Consider the following 14,337-nt stretch of genomic DNA (forward strand, 5'->3'; position numbering starts at 1 on the left):
CTTATATTAATAAGCAATCAATTGATCTTCAGTTGAAATGACGCGTCGTTCCGATTGACTCTGGTAGCCGAGTTCGATGATACGAATCACATCTCGCGCCTGATCCGGTGAAGCTATTAAAGTAGCTTGACCTAAAATAGTATCCGCAACATTTTGATAAAAATCAGGATATGATCCACGTTCCGATGCAATGATTTCCTCTACATCTCTACCATCTTCGACAATGTTTAGTTTACCATAAATACTTGGATCCTCTTCACCCCAATTTGGGTCTTCATCGGGGAACTTACCGTCCCGCAATAATGCTTCCTGGGGATCAACGCCATTTTTCACAAAATTGCCATTCATACCAAAGAGGCGATATCGTGGGGTCGGTTCTTTCGCAAGCATCGATCCTTTTAGCGAAACTCTCAGGTTATCGTAATACAAGATACAGTCAAAATTGTCAATGGTCTTTGCATGATCACGTTGTACAGCGAGATCTGCAAATACAGCATTCGGCTTTCCAAATAACTGCAAAGCCTGATCGATCAGATGTGGGCCTAAATCGTAAAATATACCCGATCCAGGCAGATTTTCCTCACGCCAAGCATTTGGCCGCAAATAATTCCGGAAACGGTCAAATCTCGATTCCAGATTTACGATCCTTCCCAATCGTCCACCTTTTATGATTTTCACGAGTGTACGGAAATCCGAAGTAAATCTCAAATTATGATAAGGAGCAAGCACCAAATTCATTTCTTTCGCCAAGGCGATCAACTCATCTGCTTGTTCTACAGTATTTGTAAACGGTTTTTCAACAACGACATGTTTTCCTGCCTCTAAAGCACGTTTTGCCATTGGATAATGCATATCGTTAGAAGTAGCAACCACGACCAACTCGATCGTATCATCGGCAAAAATTTCATCAGCAGACAGTGCAATTTCCGCTTGCGGAAAACGCTCTTTCAATAACACCTGCTGCTCAGCCTTACGCGCAGTAACCTTTACAAGTTCCAATGCCGCAACCGAACGCATGACAGGAGCATGAAAAACCTGTCCCGAAATACCAAAGCCTATAAGGCCAACACGAATCTTCCTCATATCATTACATTCTTTCTGGCACACATATACCCAACAAACCCATTCCCTTGGCGATAACTTTCGCTGCAGCAGCGGAAAGATGTAATCTAAAATTCTTTACATCATTGGCCTCGGCTTTCAATATGCTCTCTTCGTGATAAAATTTATTATATAACTTGGCAACCTCGTAAATATAATTTGCCAATTGCGCCGGACTAAATTCCTGTGCAGATGCCTCAATCGTTTCAGGAAATGCTCCCAACTGTTGAATCAGATCACGTTCATAAGGTGAAATGGATGTCAGTACTGAAACAGGGTTATTGGCATCGAATTCAGCCTTACTCAAAACAGACTTGATACGTGCATGTGTGTATTGGATAAAAGGTCCAGTATGTCCCTGAAAATCTACAGATTCGTTTGGATCAAACAATAGACGTTTCTTGGGATCTACTTTTAATAAAAAGTACTTCAATGCCCCCATCCCAATAGTATTATAAAGTGTAGCCTTGGCATCTTCAGCCAAACCTTCGGTTTTCCCAAGTTCTTCCGTACGCTCCTGTGCTGTTTTAAGCATTTCAGCCATTAAATCGTCAGCGTCCACCACCGTTCCTTCACGCGACTTCATTTTACCGGAAGGTAAGTCAACCATACCATAAGATAAGTGGAACAAACCGTCAGCCCATGATTTACCTAGTTTTTTGAGGATCAAAAACAATACCTTGAAATGGTAATCCTGTTCATTACCAACAACGTAAATGGATTCACTCATTTTGAACTCATCATATTTAAGCTGCGCAGTACCTAAATCCTGTGTAATATAAACTGAGGTACCATCTCCACGGAGCACCAATTTTTGGTCCAGTCCTTCATCTGTCAAATCTATCCAAACGGAGTTGTCTTCTTTCTTAAAGAAAACACCTTTGTCCAATCCTTCCTGAATAATATCTTTCCCTAAAAGATAGGTATTGGATTCGTAATAATATTTATCAAAGTCTACGCCCAATTGCTTGTAGGTTTTTTCAAAACCAGCGTAGACCCAGCTGTTCATGGTTTTCCAAAGCGTAATAACCTCTTCGTCTCCTGCCTCCCATTTTTGAAGCATAGACTGAGCCTCTTTCATCAGTGGGGCATTCTTTTTTGCTTCATCTTCTAACTGCCCTTCAGCTTTCAATGCTTCAATTTCTTTCTTATACTCTTTATCGAAGACTACATAATATTTCCCCACAAGGTGGTCGCCTTTCATTCCAGTAGATTCGGGAGTCTCTCCAGCACCGAATTTCTGCCAAGCCAGCATGGATTTACAAATATGTATACCACGATCGTTCACCAAATTTGCCTTGATGACTTCGTAACCATAAGCTTTCAAGATTTCAGCAACGGAATAACCTAACAGATTATTTCGTATATGCCCCAAATGCAATGGTTTATTGGTATTTGGCGAAGAATATTCAACCATCAACTTCTTTCCATTCGCTGGGAAAACACCAAAATCTTTGGCAACAATCGTTTCATTCAACAAGGAGACCCAATAGTCGTCGGAAAGCACAATATTCAAAAAGCCTTTTATCACATTGAAGTCCGATATTTCAGTAATATGCTGTTGCAAATAGGTACCGATCGCTGCACCTGTCTGCTCTGGAGACGATTTCGAAAAGCGAGTTACGGGAAAAGTTACGATTGTAATTTGCCCTTCAAACTCCTTTCGAGTCGCTTGTAAAGCAATTTGATGTTCTAAAATATCTGCATTGTAAAGCTCCTTAACAGCCTGTACAGTGACTTCAACAAGTCGCCTTTGAATAGAATTTGCCATTTAATGATTTTGTAAATTTTACAACTTCCTGATAGTGAACTGGAAATAAATAACATTCCTTATTTAGGTATTCACCATTAAAGTATATCTTTGCAAAAATAATAAAAAATGCAGAGCTATCAGGAATTTCTTGACTTAAGTGTTGGTTTTCCGCAAGACGGATTCGAAATCATCGACGACGAATTGTATTTCCACGATTTGAATTTAATGGAAATGATAGAAACGTACGGTACGCCGTTACGTTTTACTTATTTGCCTATCGTCAGCAAAAAAATTCAACAAGCGAAAATCTTGTTTCAGACCGCTATTCTGAAGCATAACTATCGTGGATCTTACAAATACTGTTATTGCACCAAATCTTCCCATTTCAAGCACATCGTAGAAGAAGCCTTGAAAAATGACATCCACCTTGAAACTTCGTCTGCATTTGACATGCCGATGATTGATTCACTGGAGAGACAAGGTACCGTGACAAAAGACATCACAGTCATCTGTAATGGATTTAAAACCTATCAGTACAAACAGTATATTGTTGATATGATCCATGATGGATATAAAAATATTATACCGGTATTAGACAACAAAGAAGAATTCAACCTCTATGATGATGAAATTGAATTGGATGAACCTTGTGCTCTGGGTATCCGCATAGCTTCAGAGGAACAACCAGATTCCCAATTTTATACATCACGACTGGGCATTCGCCAAGAAGATGTTGTAGAATTCTATAACAACAAAATAGCGGACAATCCCAACTTCAAAGTAAAACTACTTCACTTCTTTATCAATTCAGGTATATCAGACACGCCATATTACTGGAATGAGCTAGAGAAATACGTTACCCTCTATTGTAAATTCAAAAAGATAAATCCTGATTTAGATACTTTGGATATTGGTGGTGGAATGCCTTTTAAAGATTCATTGGTGCACGATTTTGATTATGAATACATGGTCAACGAAATCGTCAATCGGATCAAACAGATCTGTGCACACCATGAAGTGATGGAACCAGATATCATTACAGAATTTGGCAAATACACAGTGGCTGAAGCATCGGGTATCCTATATAAAGTACTCGGACGTAAGCAACAGAATGACCGCGAGCGTTGGTTTATGATTGATGGATCTTTTATAACGAATTTGCCAGATGTCTGGGCTTTAAACCAAAAATACATCCTATTACCAATCAACAATTGGGATTCGGAGTACGAACGCGTCAATTTGGGTGGAATCACCTGCGATGGTCAAGATTATTACAACCAGGAAGCACATATGAACTCTGTTTTTATGCCTAAAACACGTAAAGTACAATATTTGGGATTCTTCCATACTGGAGCTTACCAAGATGTATTGAGTGGATACGGCGGAATTCATCATTGCCTACTTCCTTCACCTAAACATGTATTGGTGCGCAGAAATAGAGATGAGACTTTCAACTACGAAGTATTTGGAGAGGAACAAAATTCCAAACAAGTCATGAAGCTATTGGGTTATCAATAAGATATTCCACCTAAAAAAATGATGCAATAAATTTTAACGTATCTTTTTAGAAAGAAGATATGCTAATCAATCATAGAGAGAAAGGTCTCGATCTTAGGATCGAGACCTTTTCTTTTAAGTAACCCCTACTCTTCCAATCATTTGTAATCTAAGTTTCCCCTGCCAATCAACTAAACTGACAGCATGTAACCTCATAACAAGTCATCACTTAACAGGGACTTCATTCGGACCTAATAGGGACCTTATTCGGACTTCATTCGGATAAAACCGTATAAAATTCGTTTTATCTCCGTATAATATCATAATTAAACCCATATCAATAATCAAGCTTTTCTCCTGCTGTCTCCATCCAGATACAACGCTAAACACCGGATGTAGTATAGTAATATATCTTTTATGTCAGTTTGCCACAAAATAAAGCAGGCCCCTTATTTAGGAGCCTGTTCATGGTGTATTTTCCATTAATTTATTATGATTTTCCTTAAGAAATTCAGCTGTGGTTCTTTTCTATTTCGCCACCCAGGCATTGAAAAATTTCAATACCTTTTCTTCGTCATAGCTTTTGTCCTTTTCCAGACTGCCACTTTCCTGTACATGAAGTGTCTTTCCATTTTTATCCAATATGATAAAAAACGGATAACCTAATTTACTACCTTCAGGTGCATACTTTTGAAAAACCGCCTCATTCTTATTCTCTTTCGAATAATTTAGGTGATAATAGAGAAAACGACTTTTCAACAATTTGTCTACGCTCGCCGTTTTATGGATATAATCATTAAACCGTAGACACCATACACACCAATTCCCCCCTGCTTGAATAACGATATTCTTTTTTTCCTTCTTAGCCAATTGCAGAAGGCCATCGATATCTTTTTGCGCGTCCGCTTCTGGGTTATAAGGCTTTGAAAGCTCTTTCTGAGTTTTTGAAACTTCCTGAGCGACTACACTTGAATGTACGAATTGGCTTCCCAAGAATACGCCAATTCCAAAAAACAATAATTTAATCCTTCTCATTATCCAACAAATTATTTATATGATTTAAAATTACAAAATCATTTTACCAAACCAAAACATAAGCCTATTATAATGGTTAATCAGTATATAGTTCTTTGCTACGAAACAACAAAGAATATACAATAAGGCCATAGTAATGATGTTATCCCAATTATTTTAAAAGTGGTAACGAATTGTTTAAAAAAACATGGATAACAAAACAAAACAAAACAAAAACAAACATACATTATTTTTTATTTTTTAATAAAATTCTTTTAAAAATCCACAAATATACTATAACTTAGTATCAATAGGTTATATCAGCAATAGAAAGGACAATACCTTAAGACCAAAAACGAAACAAAATGAAACAAGAAGAATTCAAAAGGTCAAAATTAATAGAAAGAATAAAAGACACAAGCGAGTGGGATGTTATTGTCATAGGAGGCGGAGCAAGTGGCTTGGGTGTTGCATTGGATGCATTGAGCAGAGGATTCAAAACTATATTATTAGAACAGGTTGATTTTGCGAAAGGCACCTCGAGCAAAGCGACAAAACTCGTTCACGGTGGTGTCCGCTATCTCGCTCAGGGCGATATATCTCTTGTTAGAGAAGCACTTCATGAGAGAGGGCTCCTACAGCAAAACGCCCCCCATCTAGTTAAAAATCAATCCTTCGTGATCCCTAATTACAGCTGGTTTGACGGCCCCTTCTATACCATAGGCATGAAAATATACGATTTCTTAGCTGGTAAATTGAGTTTAGGAAAATCTATACATATTAATAAGGAGGAAACCCAACGCAGAATCAGCACAGTGAGAACAAAGGGATTATATGGCGGAGTTGTCTATCAGGATGGTCAATTCGACGACTCAAGACTCGCTATCAATGTAGCGCAGACCTGTATTCAAATGGGCGGCGTAGCACTTAATTATATGCGGGTAACTAATCTAACCAAAAACGGCGCAGGTAAAGTTAATGGTGTTATCGCGCAAGATACTGATACTGGAGAAGTTTTCACAATTCAGGGTAAAGCCATTATCAATGCAACGGGGATCTTTGTTGATGATATACTCAAAATGGATAAGCCCGAAGCAAAACAAATGGTTAGACCAAGCCAGGGTGTACACCTTGTTTTTGATAAATCTTTTCTTCCTGGGGACGACGCAATCATGATCCCAAAAACAGATGATGGTCGCGTTCTTTTTCTTGTCCCTTGGCACAATCGCGTCATCGCAGGAACTACAGATACGCCAATCGATGAACACAGTCTGGAACCGATAGCACTAGAGAAAGAGATCGAATTTATCTTAAAAACTGCTGGCCGTTACCTCACTAAACAACCAACCCGTCAGGATGCATTAGCTGTATTTGCCGGTCTTCGACCGTTGGCGGCTCCAACAGGAAATTCCAACAAAACCAAAGAAATCTCCCGAAGTCATAAAGTAATCGTCAGCGACTCAAATTTACTAACTTTGACTGGAGGAAAATGGACTACCTTTCGCCGAATGGGACAAGACACCGTTGATAAAGCAATTAAAATTGGCTGTTTACCAAAAAAGGAAAGTACCTCGGCAACACAAAAAATCTATAGCGCCATTCCGACCACCGATAGAAGTAACCACATGTATATTTATGGCTCCGACCAGGAGGCAATTCATGCGCTTGAACAAGAAAATCCGGTATGGGGTGAAAAATTAGTCGAACACCTGGAATTTAAAAAAGCAGAGGTACTATGGGCAGTGCGCAACGAACTCGCGCAGACCGTTGAAGATGTACTTTCACGCCGTGTACGCATCCTATTCCTCGATGCAAAAGCAGCAATTATCGCCGCACCCGAAGTCGCCAGAATACTCGCTCAAGAATTAGGTAAAGACGAAAACTGGCAAAAAAAACAAATAGAAAATTTCGAGAAAGTTGCAAAAAATTATATCTTAAACTAATAGAAAATAACCAGCAGTAATCAAATTATGGAACAACAATACATCTTGGCGATGGATCAGGGTACGACAAGCTCCAGAGCCATTATTTTTGATAAGGACAGAAATATCGTTTCAATTGCGCAAAAAGAATTTACACAAATATTTCCACAACCAGGATGGGTGGAACATGACCCGCATGAAATATGGTCCACGCAGGCAGGCGTCACTGCCGAAGCCACAACGAAAGCCGGACTAAACGGCAAAAATATCGCTGCCATCGGGATAACCAATCAACGGGAAACAATTGTTGTATGGGAAAAAGAAAGCGGTAGACCAATCTATAATGCTATTGTATGGCAAGATAAGCGCACAGCAGATTACTGTGACGAGCTCCGTAAATCTGGCAAACATGAAATGATACAGAAAAAAACGGGACTCATCCTTGACCCTTATTTTTCAGCAACAAAAATAAAGTGGATTCTTGATCATGTGGACGGAGCGAGAGAAAAAGCAAAAAACGGAGAGCTGATCTGTGGCACGATTGATACCTGGCTAGTATGGAATCTGACGCGCGGTGATGTTCATATTACCGATGTTACCAATGCTTCCCGTACACTTTTATTCAATATACATACGATGGATTGGGACACGGAGCTTCTTGAATTATTCGACATTCCGGCTTCCATGTTACCCAAAGTTAAGGAAAGTAGCGAAATATATGGTGAGTCTAGAACAACGATTTTCGCTCATAAAGTTAGAATAGCGGGGATTGCAGGAGATCAGCAAGCAGCTCTTTTCGGTCAGCAATGCATAGAAAAGGGAATGGTAAAAAACACTTACGGTACAGGGTGTTTTATGTTAATGAATATTGGTGATAAGCCAATCATGTCCAAAAACAATTTATTGACAACTGTAGCCTGGAAGATCAACGGAAAGACAGAATACGCATTAGAGGGAAGTATATTTATTGGTGGTGCATTGGTCCAATGGTTACGGGACAACCTTAATATTATCTATAAATCTGCAGATATTGAACAATTGGCACTTTCCGAAAAAGATAATGGCGGAGTGACATTTATCCCAACTTTCGCTGGACTGGGGGCTCCTTATTGGAATGCCAGAGCTCAAGGTACTATATTTGGATTAACGCGAGCTACAACAAATGGACATATTGCGAGAGCTTCACTAGAGGCTATTTCTCTCCAAACAAGAGATGTTTTACAGGCAATGGAAGCTGACAGTGGAATACCTATCAAGGAACTGCGTGTGGACGGTGGAGCAACGGCAAACAACCTTTTAATGCAGATCCAAGCAAATGTACTGGACAGCAATGTCATCAGGCCCAAAATTACCGAAACAACAGCATTGGGGGCAGCCTACCTAGCAGGACTGGCTGTTGGCTTCTGGAAAAATGAAGAAGAACTTTCAAAATTCTGGGCACAAGACCGTCTCTTTGAACCCGAAAAAGAACAAGAAGAACAGACCCAGAAAATCATTAAACAATGGACCAAAGGCGTTAAAGCATTACAATTCTGGACAGAAAACTAACCAATACTTATGAACCATTATTTAGCTGAATTTATTGGAACCTCTCTCCTTCTACTCCTTGGGAATGGTGTTGTTGCAAATGTTATATTAAAAGGAACAAAAGGGGAAAATAGCGGTTGGATTGTCATTACAACCGCCTGGGCCTTGGCCGTATATGTCGGAGTAGTCTTTGCAGGACCTTACACGGGCGCTCACCTTAATCCAGCGGTAACAATCGCTATGGCACTTAACAACGCGCTACCCTGGACAGAGGTCCCCGGTTATATTCTCGCCCAAATTGCCGGTGGATTTTGCGGGGCATTATTAACGTATGTTATACACAAAGATCATTTTGATGCTACAGCCGATCCGACCACAAAATTAGGTGTTTTCGCTACCGTCCCAAATATTCGAAATACGTCAACAAATCTAGCCAGTGAAATCATTGGAACTTTCGTCCTAATTTTTGTTATCTTCTTTATAACAGGTCAAGATGTTACGATCAATGGAAAGACTGAACCCATCGGAATGGGATCTCTAGGCGCTATACCTGTTGCTTTTTTAGTGTGGGCTATTGGCTTGTCACTGGGAGGCACAACAGGCTATGCGATTAATCCCGCCAGGGATCTTGGTCCACGATTATTTCATGCACTCTGGCCAATTAAAGGAAAAGGAAGTTCCGACTGGTCATACGCCTGGATCCCTATTATTGGACCAATTATTGGGGCGATCTTAGCATTTGTACTCTATACTTTAATAAAATAATAAAGGGATTCAATATTGAATCCCTTTATTATTTTATACTCGTTTTGGCTTTCGATGACCATATTCACGATCCCGCTCAAAAGTATTCATATGCCTTTCTTTTTTAACAGGATAAACATCTTCAATAACAATCAGAATACCTTTTTCCTCAACAGTGCCGAACTCATCATTTCGAGCTGTACCAAAAGACTTCATCGTTGGGGACAGGTTCATATATGTATTTATTAATGGTGGAATATTTTCCCCCAATGCTCTTACATGACTGTTTAATATTTTGTATCCCTCTTTATAATCTAACCCATCAAAAACACCAATAAAACGATCGTAGTCATTTTTGATTTCCAAATCAGGTAATGGAGTAACCAATTTATCCTGATCAGGAAAATAATAGTCCATGAAGTAAAGCAACATATCCCGTGCATCCTTATTATAATGTGGATACATCGTCACTTTCCCAAAAAGGTACTTAATTTCTGGATTAAGCATCACCAAAGCGCCCAAACCATCCCATAAGTTGTCTAAGGAAAAGATACCCTTTCTATTGTCAATTGCGGGTTGGTATCTAGGTTGAACAAAAGACCGCCCGAGTTCAATGGTATACGGCAAATAATCTTTTGTAAACTGATCCGAGAACTGAAAATAATGAGCTGTAGATAAATTAGGAATACCATTTGTTTCTCCGGCTTCTGTACATTTAATCACACGATAACCTGCAACGACTTCCTCATCTTCAGGATTCCATGCGATCAATTGATCATAACAATCATCACATGTATCATTTTCATCAATATCAATTGAAAGCCCTGTACCTCCTCCTGCACCACGGAATGTCAACTCTCGTAACCGTCCAATTTCGCGCATAGCATTGGGCGAGTTGTGATAGTTGATTAAGTATATCTCGTTATTTCCATTGTTGGTATAGCGTAAGAAAACGTCCTTGTTCAATTCGGCTTTCAATAGTTCTCTATCAACTGGAGGTATAATTTCTTGCATAAATTCTATTTTTCTTGAGCTAATCCATAAACCCTTCTTTTCACTTCTTCAGCCCAAGTCTTTTCGTTTTTTGATTGATCAAACGCTGTATAAGGGATTCTCTTTCCTACTATAATGTTAACGGTGTGCCCGCGCTGGGCAAACATTTCATCGGGTAAATATAACATTTCAATGTTTACCTTAAGACCTATTTTTTGTCTAAGCCTTGCAAAATTATAAAAAAACTTAGAGTTTTTGCCGTCAATAAGTACCGGAATGATATCTTTTTTATATTTTTTCGCTTTGCTAATAAAACTTTTTTTCCATTCCAGGTCCTCAATACGCCCATCTTTTTGCTTTCTGGAGACCAAACCCGCCGGAAATACAAGTAAGGCATCATCCGCCCCGTACGCTTCCTCAATTGCCGATATAGCCTGTTTCCCCTGACCACCTAGTTTATTTACACCTACAAATAAAGGTCTCAAATTACCTATATTTAATAAGATATCATTAACCAAAAATTTCACATCCCGACGATGCTTTCCTATCGCATGCATAAACGCAATACCATCTAAACCTCCCAAAGGATGATTGGATGCAAAAATTACAGGATCAGACTCAGGAATATTTTCTGCGCCATATAAATTCACAGTCACGCCCAAATCATTGATTAACGCATCAACAAAATCCAGGCCCTGCAAATCAGCAAAACGTGTCATAATATCATTGATCTCATCCTCATGGATGGTTCTTTTAAGATAGTTTAACAGGAAGGACGGAATCCACTTTGCTAGTCCCGCATTTTTTTTGTGAATAACCTCGCGTATATCAATAAATTTTTTATTCTCACTCGTAACCATCAATCTTATTTTTCTGACTAAAAAAACTAGTTGCCTCCCATTTAAGCATATCTCAAATAGCGGACAAAAATACTAACAGAATGCTAATAAAAGTACAATTTTAAACATTAAAATTGTACTTATTTGCAATAATGTGATTACTTACTTTTAATTTATCCACCAAACACAAAAAAGTTCCCACCCTCTTAAAGATTCTGATCTACAAAAATTTCCCTTTCACATCATTTTTTTTATTAAGTTTGGATATGTTAATAGGACAATTTCTTTCAAACGCAGATTTCAGCATTCAAAAAGCTGATTCAATACAGCAGGCATTAGAAAAACTACAAGACATGCTTTGTAAAGAATTGGTTGTTTTAAATGGGGATGAATATATTGGATTCGTCAACGAGTCTATTTTATTGGATGCCGACAATGACGAAGCTCCGATCTCCTCCATTAAAATTAACACAGCACCGATACAGCTCAGATTTAATCAGCATCCCTACGATGCATTGGTAATGACAACCGTATATAATAGTTCCTTAGTCCCTATTTTGGATCAAGATAACAAATATATTGGTGTTTCTACACAATTGGATATTTTAAAGGCAATTTCGTTAATCCAATCTCAAAATGAATCTGGGGCTATTATTGTATTGTCAATTGGACTACATGACTTTTCATTATCTCAGATTGCACATCTGGTAGAGAGTGACAACTGTAGAATTCTCAATTGTGCTACAAAAATAAATCTCGAAAGTGAGTCGATTGAAGTCACTTTGAAGGTAGACAAATCCAATATCAATGCGCTACTTAATTCATTCTTAAGGCATAATTATATAATTATGGAGACACACAATACTGTTGCCGCATTTGATGATACAGCCGAACGTTATCAACAGCTTATGAATTACCTCAATATTTAATTAATTAAGATTAGTTTTTTTCTCATCTTTGCCCCATAAATTCAAAAAATATGAGAATTGCGATATATGGACGAGAGTTTCAACCCTCCGTTATAGCACATGTGAAGCACTTATTTAAATATCTCGTTGGTAAAAACGTCGATATTTGGGTTTATGATCCTTTTTATAAGTTCTTGACAACGCAGTTTGAATGTGGTTTTAGTTTCCCTACTTATCATAAGTATGAGGAAATTAAAGACAATGTTGATATCATGCTAAGTTTAGGTGGCGATGGAACAATGTTGTCAGCAGTATCGCTCATTAGAGACTCTGGTATTCCCATTGCAGGAATTAATTTTGGCCGTTTAGGCTTTTTGGCCTCTATTAATAAAAATGACTTCGAACATGCTATAGAGGATATATTAGCCAATCGTTATGATATCCAAAAGCGTGTTCTCCTTTCCGTGGAGTCTGAACAGATCAATTTATTCCAGGGTAATCATTATGCCCTTAATGATATTACAGTATTTCGTTATGACAGCTCAGCAATGATCACAGTCAATGCACGGATTAATGGTGAACTACTCAATTCTTATTGGGCAGATGGGCTGATTATCGCTACCCCTACTGGTTCCACAGCCTACTCCTTGAGCTGTGGAGGACCGATCATTATGCCTGAAAGCGGGAATTTTGTCATTACACCGATTTCTCCCCATAACCTTAACGTCAGACCGATCGTTATTTCAAATCAATTCACGCTTGAACTTGAAATTGAGAGCAGAAGCAATCAATACATACTCAGTTGTGACTCCAAAAATGAGTCTATCGATACCTCAGTTAAACTGACAATTAAACAAGCTCCATTTACGATCAATCTAATTCGTCTTCCACACGAGAGCTTTTTCAGCACATTGAGGGAAAAACTGCTTTGGGGCATCGATGTCAGAAACTACTAATCTTTATTATATTGTGCTTCTGAATTACCAATTAAAAATCGATATTTGGAAGAACTAAATACAGATAAGATACATATGGTATCTATATTAAGGTTTCAAAAATAATGATCAAACAGATTAACCTTGGGAGGTAAAAATTCGTTTGAAGGTAACATACAGAAAGCCAGTACCTGGTTTTAACACACAAATAAGCTGTAAAAGGCTAAAGGTGTTAATTTTATTGAAAATAGCAACAATGAGCTTTTTAGATCAAATTGATAACATTAAATTACCCCAACATATTGCCATTATCATGGATGGTAATGGTCGCTGGGCAAAGCAGAAAGGCAAACTTCGTGTATTTGGACACCAAAATGGCGTGAAAGCGGTAAGAGAGGCTCTAGAAGGATGTGTTCAGGCCAACATTAAATTTCTTACCCTCTATGCATTTTCAGCTGAAAATTGGAATCGACCAAAATTAGAAGTAATAGCGCTGATGGAGCTTTTGGTCTCCTCTTTAAAAAAGGAAATCAAGACATTTCAAGAAAATGGTGTCAGATTAAACGCAATCGGAGATATCAGCAAGCTTCCATCGAACGCACAAAAAAAGCTTCAGGAAACAATTGACGCTACCAAAGACAATACACACTGTACCCTAACCCTAGCCCTTAGCTATAGTTCTCGTCAAGAAATTGTGGAAGCCACCCGAAATCTGGCTAGAAAAGTTAAAGCAGGAGAATTGAACATAGAAGAGATCAACGATGATATTTTCTCTGCCAATCTCTATACCCGAGACTTGCCAGATCCAGATTTATTGATCAGAACTAGTGGAGAACTTCGGATTAGTAATTTCCTTCTGTGGCAAATTGCTTATTCTGAACTATGCTTCTTAGACAAGATGTGGCCAGAGTTTACAAAAGAAGATTTATATAAATCAATTGTAGAATATCAGCAACGAGAAAGAAGGTTTGGAAAAACAAGTGAACAGTTATAAATGATTTTATTAAATTTGTCAACTGATTTGAATAAAAAACAAGCTGGTTAAATTTTCTTAATTAACAAAAATTAACAACTGATTGGTGTACTTTAGCGCCAATAATTAAA

12 protein-coding genes are annotated in these 14,337 nt (G+C 38.4%); 7 read left to right on the forward strand and 5 right to left on the reverse strand.

What is annotated here, in order from left to right; all coding sequences use genetic code 11:
• Positions 1 to 6: 6 nt before the first annotated feature.
• Both AC07UV_RS03120 and argS read right to left on the reverse strand, forming a co-directional pair.
• The gene (locus AC07UV_RS03120) at positions 7 to 1,083 is read right to left on the reverse strand and encodes an oxidoreductase (RefSeq protein WP_282253456.1); all 1,077 of its coding nucleotides are present in this window, start codon (positions 1,081 to 1,083) and stop codon (positions 7 to 9) included.
• A gap of 4 nt (positions 1,084 to 1,087) precedes the next feature.
• Positions 1,088 to 2,872: an arginine--tRNA ligase gene (argS, locus tag AC07UV_RS03125; RefSeq protein ID WP_495182706.1), complete on the reverse strand. Its 1,785-nt coding sequence runs from the start codon at positions 2,870 to 2,872 to the stop codon at positions 1,088 to 1,090.
• A 108-nt stretch (positions 2,873 to 2,980) separates the two neighbouring features.
• Here argS and AC07UV_RS03130 point away from each other — a divergent pair, with 108 nt between their 5' ends.
• Entirely contained in the window at positions 2,981 to 4,372 is a 1,392-nt protein-coding gene (locus AC07UV_RS03130; RefSeq protein ID WP_120260639.1) for an arginine decarboxylase, read from the forward strand.
• A 507-nt stretch (positions 4,373 to 4,879) separates the two neighbouring features.
• On the opposite strand, the gene AC07UV_RS03135 is transcribed toward AC07UV_RS03130, so the two are convergent.
• The gene (locus AC07UV_RS03135) at positions 4,880 to 5,386 is read right to left on the reverse strand and encodes a thioredoxin family protein (RefSeq protein WP_282253454.1); all 507 of its coding nucleotides are present in this window, start codon (positions 5,384 to 5,386) and stop codon (positions 4,880 to 4,882) included.
• 344 nt (positions 5,387 to 5,730) lie between these two features.
• Between AC07UV_RS03135 and AC07UV_RS03140 the strand changes: the two genes are divergently transcribed.
• From AC07UV_RS03140 to AC07UV_RS03150, 3 genes are read left to right on the forward strand one after another with little or no spacing between them, the layout of a single operon-like run.
• Positions 5,731 to 7,308: a glycerol-3-phosphate dehydrogenase/oxidase gene (locus AC07UV_RS03140; RefSeq protein WP_282253453.1), complete on the forward strand. Its 1,578-nt coding sequence runs from the start codon at positions 5,731 to 5,733 to the stop codon at positions 7,306 to 7,308.
• A gap of 27 nt (positions 7,309 to 7,335) precedes the next feature.
• On the forward strand, positions 7,336 to 8,835 hold the full coding sequence (glpK, locus tag AC07UV_RS03145; RefSeq protein ID WP_495182707.1) for a glycerol kinase GlpK: 1,500 nt from the start codon (positions 7,336 to 7,338) through the stop codon (positions 8,833 to 8,835).
• Positions 8,836 to 8,844: 9 nt separating this feature from the next.
• A complete protein-coding gene (locus AC07UV_RS03150; protein WP_495182708.1) occupies positions 8,845 to 9,579 on the forward strand; it encodes an MIP/aquaporin family protein in 735 nt (244 codons plus the stop codon).
• Between the two features lie 33 nt (positions 9,580 to 9,612).
• Here the strand turns inward: AC07UV_RS03150 and glsB are convergent, their stop codons facing one another.
• Together glsB and glsA are read right to left on the reverse strand one after the other, a co-directional pair.
• Positions 9,613 to 10,572, reverse strand: coding sequence for a glycine N(alpha)-acyltransferase GlsB (glsB, locus tag AC07UV_RS03155; RefSeq protein WP_223582271.1), 960 nt, complete (start codon positions 10,570 to 10,572; stop codon positions 9,613 to 9,615).
• Between the two features lie 5 nt (positions 10,573 to 10,577).
• On the reverse strand, positions 10,578 to 11,411 hold the full coding sequence (gene glsA / locus AC07UV_RS03160; protein ID WP_120260633.1) for a lyso-glycine lipid O-acyltransferase GlsA: 834 nt from the start codon (positions 11,409 to 11,411) through the stop codon (positions 10,578 to 10,580).
• A 245-nt stretch (positions 11,412 to 11,656) separates the two neighbouring features.
• Between glsA and AC07UV_RS03165 the strand changes: the two genes are divergently transcribed.
• From AC07UV_RS03165 to uppS, 3 genes are all read left to right on the forward strand, one after another.
• Positions 11,657 to 12,319: a CBS domain-containing protein gene (locus tag AC07UV_RS03165; protein ID WP_223582266.1), complete on the forward strand. Its 663-nt coding sequence runs from the start codon at positions 11,657 to 11,659 to the stop codon at positions 12,317 to 12,319.
• Positions 12,320 to 12,369: 50 nt separating this feature from the next.
• Positions 12,370 to 13,254, forward strand: a complete 885-nt coding sequence (locus AC07UV_RS03170; protein ID WP_282253449.1) for an NAD kinase — start codon at positions 12,370 to 12,372, stop codon at positions 13,252 to 13,254.
• Positions 13,255 to 13,489: 235 nt separating this feature from the next.
• Positions 13,490 to 14,227, forward strand: a complete 738-nt coding sequence (gene uppS, locus AC07UV_RS03175; protein WP_223582256.1) for an undecaprenyl pyrophosphate synthase — start codon at positions 13,490 to 13,492, stop codon at positions 14,225 to 14,227.
• Positions 14,228 to 14,337: the final 110 nt, after the last annotated feature.

This window comes from Sphingobacterium sp. GW821-FHT03E03, from assembly GCF_059420745.1.